The sequence below is a fragment of the Tropicimonas omnivorans genome, from assembly GCF_031846565.1.
GTDB classification, from domain to species: domain Bacteria; phylum Pseudomonadota; class Alphaproteobacteria; order Rhodobacterales; family Rhodobacteraceae; genus Tropicimonas_B; species Tropicimonas_B omnivorans.
The window spans coordinates 27,915-45,485 of record NZ_JAVRHL010000006.1; the positions used below are offsets into that span (position 1 = coordinate 27,915).

The window sequence follows — 17,571 nt, forward strand, 5'->3', positions numbered from 1 at the left end:
TCAGGCCCAGACGCACGCAATGCATCGCACCGGCGAAGATCTGCGGCTGATCCCCGCCCATATCCTGGAGGCAAGATGAAAAGCACCCCACCCGCCAATCCGAACGATTAAAGGCCATTGTGGTGGCCACCGATGTTTCAGTTCACTCGCATCCCGCACATCGAAACCACAAGTTTTGACATTATATCCGAGGTTTGCCGCGCTCCAGGAGTAGAGGTGAAAATCTCGGTCGGATTCCCTATACGGAAAATCAGTGGGGTGTGACGGAACCACTGCAATCAAGATACCCTCGTCCTTGAGAGCGCAATGCATCTCACGAACCAGCTTCGCCGAATCTTCCACCTGCTTGATACAATGGTCGGAAATGACCATATCGAACGCGAGGTCGGGAAACTCATCGATCGTGGCGTGGACCGAAGAGCCACGCGCGTGCACGGTTTCGGCCGCATGAGAGGTGACTTCCACTCAGTTCTTCCCGCCTAAGGCCGCCAGCAAGGCAACGTCGTCGCACCCGAAATCAAGAATATCCAGGCCATCTTTCAAATAGGGCTGTAATTTCCAAGTGTTGACCTGACCACGCCACAAACCATACCGCGTTTGATCGGCGAAATACGCGCGATCATAATGCTCACTGGCTCCTTCATATTGAGTATTGCTTTCGTTCCAGTGCTCAACAACCATCTTTCAATCCTTGTCTAAGGGATCCAACGAACTGAAAACCGCCGGCATTCGCCAGTTGCGAACTGTGCGGCGCAGGCGGCCCGGCAGAGACCCTGAATACGCCTTGTGAAAGGCGGCCAGCACCCGCGGATCCTCTGGAGGCAGGTTCAGGGTCAGCGCGGTGCCAGACCCCGACAGCGCTGTATGCATGCGATCATGCGCCCGGGTATGCGTGCCGCTACCGTCAAACCCTATGTTGCGAACCAGGTTACGCACCGGATAGATCGCCACACGATCATTGATGACATGCCACAGGTTGAACATGATCGACCAGGAATCGATGCGCCGTTCCAGTTGCCTGCGCAAGCGGTCAAGCTTGTCGGAGCCGGTGGCCATGAACCGCTTGCGCAATGCCTTTTCACGCCAAAGGCGCGGAGCACCCTTGCCAGACCAGTCGACTGTTTCCCAGCGCTCGCGCCAAGTTGCCCAACTATGGCTGCAACTGCGCGGCACTGCGTAGACATCATGCTCATAGCCTTTGGGCGGCTGTGGCAGCGGGCAATACCCCGTGACCGACCCCACCGCTGCGTTCTGCGCATGAAAGTCCAGCGCGGTGTTCATGAAGGTGAGGAACTCCGGCGCAACCAGCAGATCATCTTCCAGTACGATGACCCGCCCCTCTTCGGCGATCACCTGCGTCACGCCGCCAATAATGGATTTCGCCAGCCCCTTGTTATGTTTCGCCTCTACAACTGTGACCGACTGAAATGCACTGCGCCAGTTCTGCTCTTTTAGCAAGGCGCGAACCCTTGCGACATTGGCTTCGGCTTCGGCGTTCCTGGCCCCGTCCGAAAAGACCCAAAGCGTAGTTTTGCGGGCACCTTCGGCCTTGGCAAGGGCGGTCAGTGTCTGGCGCAGGTGGTCAGGCCGAGCGTAGGCGAACAGGACAACGGGGGCAAATTGTCGGGTCATGCGGGCCGCACCTTGCTCACAGCGCGATAGGTCCGCACCAGCGTATCGACGACATTCTGGGGATCATGAGTTATAGCGGCGCGGGCCCGGGCCGCCTGAGACACCCGGTCTGCCAGAGAGTCATCGGCAAAGAGCCGCTGCACTTGCCAAGCTAGCATGACGGGATCGCCGGCTCGGTAAAACAGCGCTTCCTCCCCATCTTGCGCCATAGAAGGCACGCCCCCGGCATAGGACGACACCGCCGGCACGCCCATCATCATAGCCTCGGCCAGCGTGTTGGGACTGTTCTCGATCAATGAGGCCAACGCCACCACATGCGCGCGCCGCATGCGTTCGGCCATTTGCTCGGCATCAAGCTGACCCGTAAAGACAACATGGTCCCGCAACCCCAGATCAGAGATTAGGTCCATCAGATACACCGAATACCCGATAAGGCGCTGGGCCGACAGCCGCGATAGCGACCACGGGTTGCGCCCAGCAATGTAAAGCTTTGCCTTCGGGAAACTGCGCCGAATCAAGGCCAGTGCCTGCACAGCGAAGTGCGCGCCCTTCAAAGCCGAGGCCCCGTTGCCCACGAAGATCGAGAATGGCTCGCAGGTGTCACGCGACCAGGTCTTTTCATAGAATGGTTCACGCAGGATGCGGGGGCAGTGATGGTATTGTGCCGTCGGGTTCAGCCAGTTGGCCTGCGCGCGGTCCCAGATTGTCCGGCCAAGGATATGGTCAGCCATGGCGATGGTTTCGCGCTCACCGTGCAGGCGCGGGCGAAACCTGACGAGATTGTTGGCCAGCAACGCCAGGCCCACCAGCGCATGCTGCGGGTGCTGGGGGTTAAGGAAATCGCCCGCCTTCAGGTGGCCGAACTGATAGGATTTGCATCCATTGATTACCCCTTGCAATGAGATCAGCCGCCGTCCCTGCCAGCTTGATAGAAAGCGCCGGGTATAGGCCATTTCTGTGCCCTCGACATGCAGGATATCGGGCGAAAACTCTGTCAGGGCCCGGTCGCAATCGGCCTGCGCAACATCATAGAGGTCACCTCGCGCCTGGGGGACCGCGAAATAGTCAATCCCCTCGTGATGAACGTGTTGAAAACCCGAAACAGGCGCGCGCATTGCCACGCCGATGCGCAACCCTTCAACCTGCGCAAGACGGCTGGTCGTGACCGAAAGCCAACCACCGAAGGGAGTTTCGGGAACTCCAAGCAAAGCCGCGACGGCTGGCAGGACGATGTTGGATGTCCACAATATGGAGATCGAGTCGGTCATGCCGGTGACACTTGTCCTTGTATGAGGGTGCGTGCGGTAGGCTTCTTGCCAAACCCCATGGTCAGGCCGCAGGCGGCCGGGAACATGATGAACAGCGCCACGCCAACTGTCATCGTCAAGCTGTTGAGAAAGGGTAACAGTATGATAATGGTGAGAACTCCGCCGGTCATGCCGAGCATGCCGGGGGTGCGGCGCAGCATGCGTAGCGGGACATACAACAATAGCGCCATGTAAAGTGCCCCAAAGAGCACGCCGCGCTGGGCAAAGTGATCCAGATATTCCGAGTGCTTTCCAACGCCTCGGTCTCCCATCACGCCCAGAAGTGGGTTCTCCAAAAATGAATTGATGCTGCGAAGATAGCGCTCGGTGCGGTCATTCACGGTTCCAATAGAGCCGCCAAGTTCCAGCGACAGCCTGATGTCGCGCAATTTGAGAGCAAAGTTCGTTCCCTCGGCAAAGGGCATCAGGAAATCAACGATATGTATCAGAAAAATCGGGGCGACTAGTATCAGGACCACGGCAAGCGGAGGCGCAACAACCAATTTCCAGGGTCTAGGCTTGAGATACGCTAAAGATATCATCAGCGTAGCCATAAGCAGCAAGATTGCGATCGAAAAACCGGCATTCAGTACAACGGCAACGATCAATACCAGGGTGATAACTGGCAGCAGTCGCAGCGGCCTTGGGGCCGATGACATGTCAAACTTGCGCCTTTGCATGGTCATGGATATCATAATCGGCACCAAAATTAGGCCAGAGTAAATCAAAGAGTACCCCCCGACACCCTGCTGCATCAACTCAACGGCTTCTTCAGATGAACGGACAACTGTCCGAGCCGCGTGCGAGCCGAAGGTATCAAAGGCCCGAAAAGTGGCGAAAAACCAGATCGGCAACGTCACCATCATTGCCCAGAAAACCGGAGCCAAGCTTCTTGGATCGTGCCTGCGGCTTTCATAAACGATCAGCAACGTCAGCAGAATATACATCTGGATATGCGACAGCAGGCCCCACTCACGCAAGCCATACCAAAGCACCAGATCATAGAAGATGAACAGAAGCGCGCCAAAAACAGGAAGCGTCGGGCGCCAAAAAATGCCGTTGGGGCGCGACAGTTCAAGACCAACCCATGCCCCAAGCGCGGCCAGTGCCGCAAGGCGAGCCAAGTCATTGGGCGTCAGTATCGGGCTGGTGATCCACAGACAGAGAAAAATCAGCGCGATGTTCTGTAGCGATGTGATGCTGAACTTCATGCACCGACCCTGCCCATCTGCATCTGGATTAGCATCTCCTCAATCATCCTTTTACGTGACAAGATCGCGAAAATCAGGACTGTCTCGCAAGTTCTCGTCCCAGTTGCCCGAGGCGACGATCTGGCCATGTTTCATGACAAGGATCCGGTCACAGGATCTGACAGTGGTCAGACGGTGCGCAATGATCAGCAGTGTCTTCTCGCCTGGCAATGCATCAATGGCTGCAACCAGTTCGGCTTCGGTCACCGAATCCAGCGCACTGGTCGCTTCGTCAAAGACAATCAGATCCGCATCGCGATACAGCGCACGTGCAATGCCAATGCGCTGCCGCTGGCCCCCAGACAGACGAACGCCGTTTTCACCGACATCTGTATCATAGCCATGCGGCAACGACCCGGCGATGAAATCGTGCAACTGTGCGATGCGCGCGGCTTCCTCGATGCGAGCGCGGTCGGCCTTGCCAGCCTCCGCACCCAAGGCAATGTTCTCGGCGATATTGGCATCCGACAGAAAGATGTTTTGTGGTACATACCCTATGGCCCTTTGCCAGACTCGGATATCTGAATCGGCAAGAGGAACGCCATCAACCAGCACGGTCCCCGCCGAGGGGCGATGCAAGCCGAGGATAAGGTCCGCGAGTGTGCTCTTGCCCGCACCAGTTGCGCCAACGATGCCGATGCGCTGCCCCTTTTGCAGGGTGAGGTCGATCTTGTCGAGAGCGGGCCCATCGGCGGAGAGATAAGAGAAGGATACCTCGCGCAGTTCCAGCGAAGCGTTTAAGCGGATCTCTGCGGAGTACGGTTCGGCACGCATGGTTTGTTCTACTGGCATCGACATATCGGCATGAACACTGACGACTGCGGCAGTTCCGAATTTCATGACACTAATAGATCGGTATATCTTTTGCACTTCGGGCATAAGCCGTTGCGCGCCTATGGCAATCATGCCCAACTCAGGCAGTACACCGTTCAGTAGCTCTCCAGTGCCAAGGGTGGTTTCATCCAGGTTCAACAGCGGCAGCAGAATGATGGCAGCAAACACCAGCGCTTCGACCATGAAACGCGGCGCCATATTGATAATATTAGCGCGCGATTGCATCAGTGCGGCCCGGTGGGAAAATCTACTATAGTTGGTTAGGTAGAACTTTTCCGTGCCCGCAATCTTGATGTCCTTGATCCCACTGAGTGCCTCGCGAGAGATCCTGTAACGTTCGCTATTTGCCGCGACCCGGCTCATCCCCATCCGGCCCAGAACGCCCCGCAAAAGAAAATAGACGATCAAGTAGGCCCCGGATATGATCAGGAGCGCGAACAGCGTAATGACCGGAGCAATCGTCATCAGCACACCGACGACCGACAATGTGCCTAGGGCCCCTGCCGCCAGTTCGGCTGCAGGACGAAAGAATTGCTGCACAACCTCGCGCGTTTCGTTCAAGATGCCCTTTGCCATGTCGCCGGTGTTTCGGCCCAGGAAAAAAGTCATCGGCTGCGACATGAACACTTCCAGCAACCGAACGCTGATCGAGTGAATGCGCATTTGTGTAAATCGTTCGACCATATAGACACGCAGCACCTGAAGTGCGGCATTGGCCAACAACATCGTTATCGTTGCGATGCCCAAAAGGAAAACAAAGGTCAGGAGCGACGGTGCACCCACAAATTCGTAGCCCCAGCGAAGCCAGGCATTGGTCTCGATCGCATCGGGGCGGGTCAGCACCAGCAGGAATGGATAAACCGATGCAACGCTCAACGCCAATGTGATAGAGGCGGTCAGGAATACTGTCAGCACAAGGAAAGCATGGCGCTTTTCACGCGGAGTAAGCAGGCTCAACGCCATGCGAAGCGGCTGCCGCTGGCCGCCCGCGGTTGTATCGGTTCCATTCGGGATAGTGTTTTTTGTGGCCTCGGTCATTCATGTTCTCCGGCGCGTTTCTTCAGCCACAGACCCATGCGCTCCATCCCTTGCCCAAAAGTGTGAACAATTGCGCCGCCTGTCCCGTGGCGACCGCGCTTGCGCCGCCACAATGCCCGCAAGCGCACAGACTTGGTCAAGCGTGTGGTTCCGTCCAGCGCTATCGCCTCGGGACCAGAGAATGGCAGGTAGCGCACGGTCAGATCATCCGCATGCGCGTAATCCCGTAACAAGCGCTCAACGTTGTTGGAAGAGAACTCTTCCTCGGTGCATGGCGCCTTTTCAGCAATTTGCAATGCTTCAAAACGCTCGCTGAAGGGTTTGTAACCGGTGTCGATTCGCACATCAGCGGTAGCCATCAACCCTTCGGCCAGCCCCATAATAGCGACTTGGAAATCAGGATCGGCCTGCGCGCGCGCGCGCATTTTTGGGATCAGGTCGGCCAGAAGATGGCTGTGCTTCTGGGCATGGGTGTAGCACTTGCGAAAGATATCGCGGTTGCTTTGCCCGAAATCATGCAGCCCCACCACATAGGGGACTTGCGCCCAGGGGTGGCCGCGGGCCTTCATGCGTTGCATTGCAGTGGTTTCGGGGCGCAGCGATGTGCCTTCTTCTGGAATGCAGTCGATCATCTGCGACAGCAGCGAGGTTCGAAACAGGTGGTTTCCGGCTTGGCGCAGCGTGACGAACAGCTTGTCAAGGACAGCGCCCTGCACCTCGAACACATATGGCGGCTGAGCCTGTGCGGTGCGCAGCATTGCTGCGACAGAGCCAGCGCGTAACACCACATCGGCGTCAATGCAGAAAGTCCAGTCGCGACCTGCCGCGATCCCGGCCTCGAAACCCACGCGCATGGCTTTCGAAAAGGGCGCCTCTTGCACTGTCACGATCTGATCAGCAGTAACTCCCTGCGCAAGGATCGCCGCGCGGCACGCGGCCTCTGTGCGCTCTCCGACCGCGCGTATGATGATGGTGACTGGGTCTAGGTCAGTCACGTCTGACGCGCCGATCCGCTTCTATTTGGTCCAACGGCAAGTCCCGTTGTCATGCCCCACCTCTGCGGAGAATCTTGCGCAGTGCGCGTTTCACGGAATGCACCATGTCGGAGCGCCTTTCGCTTTGCTGTGCGGCGTGCGCCAGGAGCTGCATGGCTGCTTCAAGATCATTGCTCAGAAAACGCGACAAGAGATCGGACTCGACGAGTTCCAACTCGTGTGCCCCGGTTTCGGCTAGGCACCGGTCGATTTCGCCCCGGTCGTAAAGCTCCGGTTCATCGAAGGAAAAGCCGAAATCCGCGCGCAGGGCAAGGGCCTCGTCATGCCATGCGTCGAGGATCAACCAGCGCACTGCCGGTGTAACCGAGACGTGGCGCAACGGGACCGAACCTGCCAGCGCTGCCTCGGCTCGGGCCAGTCGCGCACGCCAATCGCGCGTATACTCAACAAAGGAGGCAGCATCGCGCTTGACGGCATTGGACAGCACCGCATGCAACGCGATGCAACCTTCGCCAGTCAAACTGACATTTGCGTTCCTCTCAGGCATCGTCACGATGGACGATAAGCCAAGCTGCACGGTCTCCAGGAAATCGACGCGAAGATCGCCAACCGCTGCAAGGTCGCGCAAATGAACCTGTCCAACCGCGCGCCACCGTACCAGCCGCGCATGCCACGGCAAATAGCCCGGCAAGCGGACGCCTGATGTGCGGCCCAGCCGTTGCGAAATCTTGGCTTCATGATTGGCGACGGGGCTTCGCAAGTAGGCGACAGAGGTCACCTCGGCACCGGGCGCGATTTGTCCCACCCATCTGCGCAGCGTGTCAAAATCGTCCAGCGACATGAAATTCTCAGCCGACAGGATCACCGTCTCGGGTGTGTGCCGCCTGACCTGATCGGCAACCGATTGCCAAGCGGCTTCGGTGCGGTGTTCCACAGCGCGGGGATCGCCACCATTGCGACGCAAATCGATGTCGCGCATCATGTCGGCCCCATGCAGCCCAGCTGCGAGATCCGTGTGATGTGTCGCCCGACCGATTGCAGGATACAGAATGCCGTTCCGCGCCAGCACCTCACGGTTCACACTCAGGGCCACTTGCAGACTGCTTGATCCGGCCTTCGGCGTGCCGATATGGATGATCAAGCGCATCTAACCACCTTGAGAAGCTGCTTAGGAATGATGTCAGCCATCATGGGTCTCGTTCTTCGCCTGCGGAGGGATGGTCGCAAGGGCTTCGGTCAGCTTGACATAATGCTGGTGCGCGTCGCGCATACCTTCCGACACGTCGTTGCTCCGACCGATGGCTATGGTTTTTGCTAGCGCACCCGGCAGCAGGAAACACCTGAGGAAGCGCAAGAGGTTGGGGCTTTCCCAAAACAGGCTCTCACGACCAATTCGTTTGTAGAGAAGGCGCGTCTTTTCCTGTCCGGCATAAGCGATCGTGGTGCCGCCATAGCTCATGGTCATGACGCCAAGATGCAGACGCGTGCTGACAAGCAGATCGAGTGAAGCTGCTTCGCGGCAAGCATCCTCGACGTCCGCGAGCGTCTTGCGAGTGCAGTTCTTCGGCAAGCGTTTCGGGGCGAACGCTTTGAATGCGCCGTTCGGGCCCGGGTGGATCTCGAGAAAGACGAAATCCAGGTCGGGGCGCAGGCGCACGATAATTTGCAGTATCTTGCGCAGCAGTTTGTAGCGCCGAGATTGTGTCAGATATAGGTTGAAGCCAATGCGACGGCGCCCGTTGCCCGACCCACGAGAGACTGGCACCTTGTCAGCGGTCGTCCAGACCATATCATTGTGAAACGCTCCCTGGATGCCGGCCTGTTCAAGCAATTGAACATCTTCGCTATTGCGCAGCGTGACATATTTCAAGGCACGCACAAGATTGTGCCGTTCAATTGGCGCAATCTGCTCCAGCGACTTTCCGGCCCCACCCAGCGAGATGCCAAGTTGTGGTATGCCTTTGGCTGTCGCCGCCCTGACCGCAGCGCCCAGATCATCATTGAAATCTTTCTGCTGGGAGCTCAGATTGCGGCGCGGGATTAGCAAGCCGCCGCCACCAAAGACGATCACGTCAGACTGGTTTATCAGGGCGGTGATGTCGGAAATCAGCTCAACATCCCAGCCCGCCATGAACTCGGGCGACTTCGTGAACACGATGGGTTGGTGGCCCAGTGTCTTGATGTGTCGCGATAGCAGATAGGCCATCAGATTGTCGCCGAGGTTGCCATAGCTGTAGTATCCGAACAGCGCGACCGTCAATTTTTCGCCCATGGGCTTCAACCTCGTTTGAAATTGCGATGGACACGACGGTGCGTACCTTCAAATTTACGTTGCCTGACCTTGCGCCGTGGGCTTTTGCCAGGGCATTCGGCCAGCTCGCGGTGCGAGCATAGTTACGTCACGCGGGTGACGACCTTGCGTTACAGGGTCAGGGGGCCAAGGTGCACAGTCTCAGGATCCGTAATAGTCGCGATACCAGCGCACGAAACACGCGATGCCTTCGCGGAACGGGGTTTGCGGGCGGTAGCCAGTGAGCTGTTGCAGCACCGAGGCGTCGGCCCAAGTGGCGGGGACATCGCCGGTCTGCATCGGCATGTAGTTGCGGATCGCCTTCTTGCCCACCTCATCCTCGATTGCCTCGACGAAATCTAGCAGCCGCACCTTGTCGGAATTGCCGATATTCACCACACGGAAGGGCGCTACGGGTGACAGGCTGTCGCCCTCGACGGCCGTTTCCGGGCCACCCGGTACCGCGTCGATCAGCAGTCGGATGCCGCGCACCAAGTCGGTGACATAGGTGAAATCGCGCCACATATCACCATCGTTGTAGATGTCGATAGGCATCCCCTCCAAAATCCCCTTGGTGAACTTGAACAGCGCCATGTCGGGGCGCCCCCAAGGGCCGTAGACCGTGAAGAACCGGAACATGGTCGTCGGCAGGGCGTAGATATGGGCATAGGAATGGCCCATCGACTCGTTCGCCTTCTTGGTCGCGGCGTAAATCGTCAGTTGGTTGTCGGCCTTTTGCGTCTCGGCGAACGGCATCTCGGTATTGGCGCCATAGGCCGAACTGGTTGATGCCATCAACAAATGCTGTACCGGCACCGCACGCGCCGCTTCCATGACGTTGAACGTGCCGACGATATTGGCGTCGATATAGGCGCGCGGGTTTTCGAGACTGTAGCGCACACCTGCCTGCGCGGCGAGATGAACTATGACATCGGGCGCAGCGCTAGTGATTGCCGCCTGAACCGCATCATTGTCCTCGAGCCTTGCCTGAGTGAAGCTGAATTGCGGATGCTGACGCAGCACCTCCAGACGCCGTTCCTTAAGCCGGACATCATAATAGTCCGTCATGCCGTCGAAGCTGGCAACCCTCCACCCTTCCTGTAGCAGCAGTTCGGCCAGGTGAAACCCGATGAACCCTCCGGTTCCGGTGATGAATGCGGTTCTCAACGTTCGACTCCCACATAGGTCTCGAACCCGGCCTGCAGTGCAGTTTTCCGGTCATAAATGTTGCGCAGGTCGACCAACGCCGAACAGGACATGCTCGCCGCCATCCGGGCTAGATCGAGCGCGCGGAACTGATTCCATTCGGTCAGGATCACAAGCGCATCGGCACCGGTGCAGGCGGCGTAAGGGTCTTCGATCCACTCTACGCCTGGCTACAGGGTCTCGCCTTCCTTGCGACCATGCGGTTCGACCACCTAATTTTCATTATATTTCTTCACAGTCGCGTTTTCAGTTCTGTGTGGATTTTAGTGCAACATCGAGCGCTTCAGCCTCGAGCGCCGCGATCTCTCCCCTCAGTGCTTCGTATTCTTCAATCTTCCGCACTAGGAACGCGCGCGTCAGCGCCGCCTTCCGCGCGACGCCTTTTGGCGTCAAAATGTAAGCATATCGGCGTTTGTCTTCAGCCGCCGTGAAATTCCCCAACTTCACTAGCCCTTTGTCGATCAGCGCGTTCAGCACGTAATGAATACCGCCGACACTGACCCCGACCGCCCCTGCCAGCTCCCGCTGGGACATTTCCGGGTTTTCTTGCAGAAGGCGAAGCACGCGGAAATACGTGTCTTCCTGCAGCTTGGTGCGCTTGCTGGCCATTTCAGGGTTTTCTCAGGCTACCGCACAAGGCCTGCCCTTGGCGTGCCTTGCTTGATACAATGGTGATGTTGAGAAAAATTCCCATCGCTCAGTTCCGACCGATATCAAATGCTGCACACGCAAACAAGAGGCAAATTCCGAGGTTTAACAGTTCGCTATCAAGCATCTTCAAGCAGCCGCCTGATAACGCCGTCACCAACTTTCGGGCATAGCTCCTCCTCGAGCTTTGCCACGCTGTCGTCCGCCGGCGCCAGAACTGTGACGCGGTGGCTGTCGGAGAGCAGCGCCTTCAGAACCGGCTGGCGGAAGTTCCAGATGTTCCAGGCGGCATTCACGGTCAGCATGACGTGAAGGGGCTGTTCTGGGGCGCTCGACTTCTGGGCCATGAAACTTGTGCCGACTATTCTGCTACTGGACGGCCCCGTCCTATTGGTGCGTCCTCCGGGAGGCCAGAAATAGTTTTTCCGTTCGCCTCCGTCGCCACCCACCTCCTCGGAACACACCCATCCGAGGAGATTTCCCCTTGTCGAGACGTCCGAAATACCCGCCCCATCCCACGCCGCCCGACGATCCCGGCCGTCGCTTTCTCGACCAATCGCTGAGGAAGCTGCGCGGCGAGGGCTATCGCGGTGCGGGGGCGCGGTCGCCCGGCCGGCGCCCCTGGAACGCGGTTTCCGAGATGGAGAGGCTGGAGGTTCGCCCCGAGGGCGACGGCTGGGTCGCCGAGCTTGGATTCAAGACGCGCTGGGGCAGGGCGGCGGTGTTTCTGCGGGTGCCGGCCCGGGGATGTTACCCGAGCCGGCGGCAGGCGGAGGTGGAGGCACGCAATGCCCTCCGCCGGCTGATGCGCCGCGTGGATGGCCCGGGGCTCACGGCCCCTTGGCGTTGAAGGGCAGGCTGCCGGTGTCCCGCGCCCTGTCCTCGGGCGGGGTCGCCCGGGCGGCCGCCGCCTCGGCAAGATCCTGCAGCACTTCGAACAACGGGAAGGCCTCGCGCTCGCGCCGCTTCAGGCGGCCATGCACGAGGCCCGCGATCCGCTTGCGCTCGTTCGGGGGCAGAGTCGTCAGCCAGTCGAGAAAGGCATAGCCGAACAGGATCTTCCTGCGGGTGTCGCGCTTGCGGTGCTGTGCGGCCGCCTTCACCTTCGCGTCGGCCAGTTTTGCGCGTTCCCGCGCGATCTTCTCTTCCAGCGCGGCGACCTGTTTTTCCACGGGTGTCATCGTCATTTCCTTTCGGTTCGTCTCACCGAAAGGGAAATGCGGCCCCGGGGCCCGTGCCGCTCCCCGGAAATTTCCTACGTGCCCGATGGCGGCAAAAAGCGCCCCCACCGAGCCTGACGAAAGGCGAAGGGCGCGGTTACGCAACTCCCAGGGGAGTTGCCGCGCGCCTGCGGCGGCCTTTTTTCCGAGCGAGGGCCGGCCGGGGGCGCCATCTCCTCGGCATGAGACACAAAGCCTCCCGCTTCGAAGTGAAGATCCGCAACCGCGCCAACACGCCCTCCATCGTCGCGGCCGCGGCCTATTGTGCGGGCGGGCGCTACCGCTGCGACCGCACTGGGCAGGTGAAAAACTATTCCCGCCGCCGCGATGTCGTCTCGGTCGAATCCATCAAGATGCCCCACGATCCCGAGCGGATCTGGAACCTCGCCAGCGCGGCGGAGAAAAATCCCCGCGCCCGGCTCGCCCGTGAGATTTTGGTGTCGCTGCCGCACGAGCTACCGCTTGAGACGCAGCGCGTTCTGGTGCGCGGCTACTGCCTCTGGCTGCACGACCGCTTCGGGATTTCCGCCATGGCGGCGATCCATCACCCGCTTGCCCATGGGTTGGATGACGAGGTCGTCGCCGACATGATCCCGCAGACCGAGGGGCGGAAAAAGCCGGCGAAGCCGCGCAAGGATGAGCGAGGGAATCCGCTCAATCACCACGTTCACATCCTGTGCCCGACGAGGTTTTGGGACGAGGAAACACAGAGCTTCGGCGAGAAAATCCGCGACCTCGACGACGTAAAAACCGGCCCCGGATGCGTCCGCCAGATCCGCGAGGAATGGCAGCGCCGCGTCAATCGTCATCTGGAAAAGGCGGGCGTGAAGACCCTTGTGGACCTGCGCAGCTACGAGGCGGCCGCCGCGGCCGGCGACGCGCCCGAGGGGCTGACCCCGCAGCCCAAGCTCGGGCCGCGCAACGCGGCGCGCGGTCGGCGGCGTGAGCAGGAGACGGGGCGCGACGACACCTTCCTCGGCCAGGCCCGGGCGAAGACCCGCGCCGCGAACGAGGCGCTCTGGCAGAGCTGGCTGATCCTGCGGGACGCCGAACGCGAGAAGGCGCGGCTGGAAAGGTCGCACCGGATCGCCGCCGAAACGGAGGCGGCGCGCCGGGCGGAGGCCGCCGAGGCCGAGGCGAAAATCGACACCGCCGAGACCGCCGCCGCCCGCGCCGAGGCCATCGCGGCCGCCCCCCACCTCGACGCGCTCGACCCGCAGCCGGCCGCGATCGCATGGGCCGAAGGCAGGCTCAAGGCCGAGATCGAACCGGAAAGCGACAGGACTCTCGACCCCGAAACAGAAACGGCGGCCACCCCGGAAACGGAGCAGCCGCCGAAATTCGTGATGAGCGAGAAGGAGAAGAAACGCGCCCGCCCGCCGCGCCAGAGGCAGAGGGTGAGGGGCGGCGGGTGAGCCTGGGCGATGACGCGATCAGACCCAATTCCCCCTGGGAGCCATGCCGGCCACTTCGCTGATTGCCGCGCGGCGAGCGATGTGCTGAGGGCTGGGAAACCGCCCGTGGGCCTTCGTGAGAAGACGGTCGTGGCGCGCCCGGTCAATGTTATCGGAGGCCAGAATGGCGCATGCGGTTTCCTGCCAGAAACGCGGCGAAAGCGAGGTCATGCGCAGGGCCGCGATCTGGCCGGTCGCACTGTCGACCACATGAAGAACGAAAGGCCAGGTGGCCTGCGACGTCAGCTTTTCCGCAGTTTCCAGAACCCTGCGCAGCGCGATGCGATCCGCCGGCGCCTCTATCCCCAGCGCGAAGCTGCAATCAAGGCAGAGGCCACCCACGCGGATGACGAGAACAGGCAGAACGTCCGGCCCGCTGCGCAGCTTGGTCAGCGAAAGGTGCAGCTTCGCGGAACCGAGCGAAAGCCGCTCCGCGTCGTCGATATCGCGAAGCTCGATGGCACAGATTGCCAGGTGGTCATCGCCCTGTTCCTTGAGAAACATGCAGGCGCCATCCTGCGGCAACCGGGGGAGGGAGGAGGGCTGACCCACTTGGAGGGAGATCATCGTTTGTATCCTTCATGATTGAGGAGACAGCGCGCGAGGGGGAGGCGCGCTGTCGATAAAGTTGTGGAGAGCGGCCTCGGTCAGCCCCGCCGCCAGGGCGCGCGGGCGACCGTGTCGACGAGGCGGCGCTGCCGCGTGTCGAGCCGCTGCCAGGCAGCGCGGAAATCGGCGTAGTCCTCCGGCAGCAGGTCGAGCCGGCCGAAGGCGAGCGCGACGGCGATGGTCTCGCTGGTCGAAAGCGGGCCGATGGCATCGTCAACGTCCGCCCCGCCGAGAATGCGGCGGCAGGCGCCGGTGTCGCCGCCCCCCATGCCAGAGGTGATCTCGGCCAGGGCGGCCTCATGCGCGGCTTTCTCCGCCTTGGCGCGGCGGAGCATGTCGAGTGCGTCGTTCATGGAAGTCTTCCTTTCGTGAAACGCGGCGGCCGGGGATCGGCCGGCTGATGAGGAAGTCGGAAGGTTCGAGATTGCGCGGGAAAGATCGGCGACATGACCTTGCGTAAGGGAGCTGGCCCCCGGCGCCCCGCGTGGCGAGGCCGAACGCGGGAGCTCCCTCCGCTTGGTCACGGGGTCTTCGCGACCTCTTGGCTATCCACAGCCGTCCGCTTGCGCCGGCCGCGTTTAGGCCAGGGCTCGCCCCAGATGTCGAAGAGAGGAAACCCCTCGCGCCGTTCGGCGTGATAGGCCCGGTAGTCGTAGATCTTCCGGGTCTCCTCGGGCGCCTTTGACGCCACGCCGTAATGGTTGCAGCCGATTATATCGGTATGCCCGCCGCCGTCGCGCTCGGCATCGGCGCGCTCCAGCTCCAGCAGCTCGCGCAGGGGCTTGGCCTGTTCGATGGCTTGGAGCCTGCGGTGTTTCGAGCTGTCGCGCTGGCGCTCCGCGACCTCGGCGTCGGCGAGCCGGCCGAGAAAAGCTTCTTGAAGATGAGATGTGGACAGCCGGTCGGAGCCGATGCGCGAGTGGCAGCGCAGGCGGAGGGCCTCGAGCGCCTCGTCACCCAGATGCGCCAGCTCGCGCCCCCGCTTCAGTCGGCGCTCGACGGCGTGGTCCAGGTATGCCGCGACGACCTGTTCCTCGAGCCGGTAGCGCAGCAGACCGAAGGTCTCCCACGAAATCTGGGCCTCGACATCTTCGAGCGAGGTGCGCTCGAGGCTGGCGGTCACCGATCTGAACGCACCGCGCGCGTCGAACTGCAGGCGGGCGTGGCAGGTCACATCGAACCGGCTCATCGCTTCGCGCAGCAGGCCGGAGACCGAGGCGTTGAGCTGGAGCTTCAGCTTCGCCGCTTCGAGGGCGACCATGCCGGACAGAAGTGCCGGCAGGCCGATGGGGAGAACATGCATCGGGGGTCCTTTCCTGTGATGCGCGGCGGCCGGGATCGGCTGCCTGACCAGGACCTGGATGCGCCCGGGGTGGCCCGAAAACGACCGACCACATGACTTAACGTCAATTTCTGGGAAGAGCCGGCCGGACGTAGGTCCTGCCCATGGATCTCTCGCAGCACCACAGTTTCAGCACCGCCACGCGCCCCGCCGCCGCGCACATGCCGGCCGAGGCTTACCTGCGCCTGTTGCACCCGCTTGGCGCGCAAGGCTCGGCGACGTTGATGCTGCTGGAAGAGGACAGGCGCTGCGCGCGCACATACCGCCCCGATGCGCTGCCCTTCGCGGCGCTCAACTGGCTCGACCGCGCGGCCTATGTCACCCTGCATCGCTTCCGTGGCACGCGCTCCGGCGGGAGGCTGGCGGCGCTCAACGTGCTGGCGCTCGATCTCGATTATCGGACCATGCCGCAATGGCGCGGGGCCGCGCCGGGAAAGGTGGCGCTTGCGGTGAAGACGGCGGCGCAGGGCCTCGGCCTGTCGCTGCCCTCGGTCGTCACCGACACCGGCCGGGGCCTCGCCGTGCTCTGGCTCATTCATGAGCTGCCCGGTGCCGCCGCGCCGCGCTGGCGGCCGGCTCAGCGCTGCCTGATCGACCTGTTTGCGACCTTCGGGGCTGACCGCTCCTGTGGCGACGCCGCGCGCATCTTCCGCCTTCCCGAGACGGTGAATGCGAAATGCGGCCGCACCGTCACCGTCCTGGGCGGCACCCTGCGGCGCCACGATTTCGACGCGCTCGCCGATGCGATCTACACCGCCGCCGGCCGGCCCACCCGGACGGAGCTTGGTCAGCGGAAGGCTCGGAAGGCTGAGCGGCACGCCATGCCGGCCGGCGGCCCGCGCGGCCTCGCCCCCGCCGCCCGCTTCGCACAGGTCCGCGCCGACCTGATGGCGCTCGCCCGGCACTGGGGCGGGCAGGTGCCGGAGGGGCTTCGCAACTCATGGCTTCACCTGCTCGCGACCTGCCTGACACACCAGCACGGCGGTCCCAACCTCGCGCCCGAGGTCGAGGCCGCGGCGCGCCACTGTGCCGGCCTGTCGCCTGCCGAGGTCGCCGCCGTGATCCGCGCGGCCGAGCGGCGTCAGAAAGGCGAGCAGGATCGGTATTTCTACAGCGGCGCGCGCACGGCCGAGATGCTGGGCGTCTCCGATGATCTCGCCCGCCGCCTGCATCTCAAACAAATCCACTCCGAGGCGGAGAGGGCCCGGCGGCGGCTGGAGAAGGAGGCCGGCCGCCGCCGCGCGAAGGGGATGGCAACGCGCGAGGACTACCTCGCCGTCCATGCAACCTCCCGGGAAAAACCATGGGAGGCCCACGGTTATTCCCGCGCGACCTGGTATCGCCGGGGCTGTCCGCCGGCGCCCGCCGCGAAAACCGCCGAACCGGCGTCCCAGGACACCTGCACCCCGCGTGAGACAGGTCTGCCGCCGCTACAGGGGGGCTTGCCACGCCGCAGGCCCCGGCCCGCCCTCTCAGCGGGGCACCAGCCCCTCCACCCATCCCCCGAAGCCCCCAGGAACCACCGCCAGCCCCCCGCGCAACCAGCCCCGACCCGGCCCGACCCCAGCCGAAGTCCGCCGAACCGCCTGCCGGACCTGTCGCCGACACCGGAAGAGATCGTATTGGCGGAAGAGATCTTCCCGGGGGCAATGGCATGCCCCGACCCCTTTGCCGCCGCACGCGCCTCGTGACGCGCAGCGGCAAGCGGTCTTGGGGCCCTGACAGAAGAGCTGCCGTCGTTTCACT

Annotated in this window: 20 protein-coding genes; 3 read left to right on the forward strand and 17 right to left on the reverse strand. The window is 61.7% G+C overall.

All coding sequences use genetic code 11. The features are described 5' to 3' along the window. The 13 genes from RM543_RS19010 to RM543_RS17875 all read right to left on the reverse strand — a co-directional run bounded on the left by RM543_RS19010 (nucleotide 1) and on the right by RM543_RS17875 (nucleotide 11,505). Nucleotides 1–465 (reverse strand): class I SAM-dependent methyltransferase, encoded by a 465-nt coding sequence (locus RM543_RS19010; protein ID WP_432280478.1) that lies wholly within the window; start codon nucleotides 463–465, stop codon nucleotides 1–3. Then, nucleotides 466–681, reverse strand: a complete 216-nt coding sequence (locus tag RM543_RS17820; RefSeq protein ID WP_311694136.1) for a hypothetical protein — start codon at nucleotides 679–681, stop codon at nucleotides 466–468. Between the two features lie 3 nt (nucleotides 682–684). Then, complete coding sequence (locus RM543_RS17825; protein WP_311694138.1) at nucleotides 685–1,632, reverse strand: glycosyltransferase; 948 nt, start codon at nucleotides 1,630–1,632, stop codon at nucleotides 685–687. Next, nucleotides 1,629–2,900, reverse strand: a complete 1,272-nt coding sequence (locus tag RM543_RS17830; RefSeq protein ID WP_311694139.1) for a glycosyltransferase family 4 protein — start codon at nucleotides 2,898–2,900, stop codon at nucleotides 1,629–1,631. Before RM543_RS17830 ends, RM543_RS17825 begins: the two co-directional genes overlap by 4 nt. Beyond that, on the reverse strand, nucleotides 2,897–4,150 hold the full coding sequence (locus RM543_RS17835) for a hypothetical protein (protein ID WP_311694140.1): 1,254 nt from the start codon (nucleotides 4,148–4,150) through the stop codon (nucleotides 2,897–2,899). The genes RM543_RS17830 and RM543_RS17835 overlap by 4 nt, the downstream gene beginning before the upstream one ends. A 51-nt stretch (nucleotides 4,151–4,201) precedes the next feature. Then, complete coding sequence (locus tag RM543_RS17840; RefSeq protein ID WP_311694141.1) at nucleotides 4,202–6,061, reverse strand: ABC transporter ATP-binding protein; 1,860 nt, start codon at nucleotides 6,059–6,061, stop codon at nucleotides 4,202–4,204. Beyond that, on the reverse strand, nucleotides 6,058–6,915 hold the full coding sequence (locus tag RM543_RS17845) for a hypothetical protein (RefSeq protein WP_311694142.1): 858 nt from the start codon (nucleotides 6,913–6,915) through the stop codon (nucleotides 6,058–6,060). The genes RM543_RS17840 and RM543_RS17845 overlap by 4 nt, the downstream gene beginning before the upstream one ends. Nucleotides 6,916–7,105: 190 nt before the next feature. Next, the gene (locus RM543_RS17850) at nucleotides 7,106–8,203 is read right to left on the reverse strand and encodes a hypothetical protein (RefSeq protein WP_311694143.1); all 1,098 of its coding nucleotides are present in this window, start codon (nucleotides 8,201–8,203) and stop codon (nucleotides 7,106–7,108) included. A 33-nt stretch (nucleotides 8,204–8,236) separates the two neighbouring features. Beyond that, entirely contained in the window at nucleotides 8,237–9,328 is a 1,092-nt protein-coding gene (locus RM543_RS17855) for a polysaccharide pyruvyl transferase family protein (RefSeq protein ID WP_311694144.1), read from the reverse strand. Nucleotides 9,329–9,508: 180 nt separating this feature from the next. Continuing rightward, nucleotides 9,509–10,513: an SDR family NAD(P)-dependent oxidoreductase gene (locus RM543_RS17860; protein WP_311694145.1), complete on the reverse strand. Its 1,005-nt coding sequence runs from the start codon at nucleotides 10,511–10,513 to the stop codon at nucleotides 9,509–9,511. Further along, nucleotides 10,510–10,707: a UDP binding domain-containing protein gene (locus RM543_RS17865; protein ID WP_311694263.1), complete on the reverse strand. Its 198-nt coding sequence runs from the start codon at nucleotides 10,705–10,707 to the stop codon at nucleotides 10,510–10,512. The genes RM543_RS17860 and RM543_RS17865 overlap by 4 nt, the downstream gene beginning before the upstream one ends. A gap of 91 nt (nucleotides 10,708–10,798) precedes the next feature. Further along, nucleotides 10,799–11,161 (reverse strand): MarR family EPS-associated transcriptional regulator, encoded by a 363-nt coding sequence (locus RM543_RS17870; RefSeq protein WP_311694146.1) that lies wholly within the window; start codon nucleotides 11,159–11,161, stop codon nucleotides 10,799–10,801. Nucleotides 11,162–11,319: 158 nt separating this feature from the next. Then, nucleotides 11,320–11,505: a hypothetical protein gene (locus RM543_RS17875; RefSeq protein WP_311694147.1), complete on the reverse strand. Its 186-nt coding sequence runs from the start codon at nucleotides 11,503–11,505 to the stop codon at nucleotides 11,320–11,322. A 179-nt stretch (nucleotides 11,506–11,684) separates the two neighbouring features. Between RM543_RS17875 and RM543_RS17880 the strand changes: the two genes are divergently transcribed. Next, a complete protein-coding gene (locus RM543_RS17880) occupies nucleotides 11,685–12,050 on the forward strand; it encodes a hypothetical protein (protein WP_311694148.1) in 366 nt (121 codons plus the stop codon). On the opposite strand, the gene RM543_RS17885 is transcribed toward RM543_RS17880, so the two are convergent. Beyond that, complete coding sequence (locus RM543_RS17885) at nucleotides 12,031–12,381, reverse strand: hypothetical protein (RefSeq protein ID WP_311694149.1); 351 nt, start codon at nucleotides 12,379–12,381, stop codon at nucleotides 12,031–12,033. The genes RM543_RS17880 and RM543_RS17885 overlap by 20 nt on opposite strands. Before the next feature lie 221 nt (nucleotides 12,382–12,602). On the opposite strand from RM543_RS17885, the gene RM543_RS17890 reads away from it, so the two are divergent. Then, the gene (locus tag RM543_RS17890; RefSeq protein ID WP_311694150.1) at nucleotides 12,603–13,835 is read left to right on the forward strand and encodes a MobA/MobL family protein; all 1,233 of its coding nucleotides are present in this window, start codon (nucleotides 12,603–12,605) and stop codon (nucleotides 13,833–13,835) included. 18 nt (nucleotides 13,836–13,853) lie between these two features. Here the strand turns inward: RM543_RS17890 and RM543_RS17895 are convergent, their stop codons facing one another. The 3 genes from RM543_RS17895 to RM543_RS17905 all read right to left on the reverse strand — a co-directional run bounded on the left by RM543_RS17895 (nucleotide 13,854) and on the right by RM543_RS17905 (nucleotide 15,786). Further along, nucleotides 13,854–14,378 (reverse strand): hypothetical protein, encoded by a 525-nt coding sequence (locus tag RM543_RS17895; protein ID WP_311694151.1) that lies wholly within the window; start codon nucleotides 14,376–14,378, stop codon nucleotides 13,854–13,856. 143 nt (nucleotides 14,379–14,521) lie between these two features. Beyond that, entirely contained in the window at nucleotides 14,522–14,836 is a 315-nt protein-coding gene (locus tag RM543_RS17900; RefSeq protein WP_311694152.1) for a hypothetical protein, read from the reverse strand. A 167-nt stretch (nucleotides 14,837–15,003) separates the two neighbouring features. Further along, entirely contained in the window at nucleotides 15,004–15,786 is a 783-nt protein-coding gene (locus RM543_RS17905) for a hypothetical protein (RefSeq protein ID WP_311694154.1), read from the reverse strand. Nucleotides 15,787–15,929: 143 nt separating this feature from the next. Between RM543_RS17905 and RM543_RS17910 the strand changes: the two genes are divergently transcribed. Further along, nucleotides 15,930–17,516, forward strand: coding sequence for a hypothetical protein (locus tag RM543_RS17910; RefSeq protein WP_311694156.1), 1,587 nt, complete (start codon nucleotides 15,930–15,932; stop codon nucleotides 17,514–17,516). Nucleotides 17,517–17,571 lie beyond the last annotated feature (55 nt).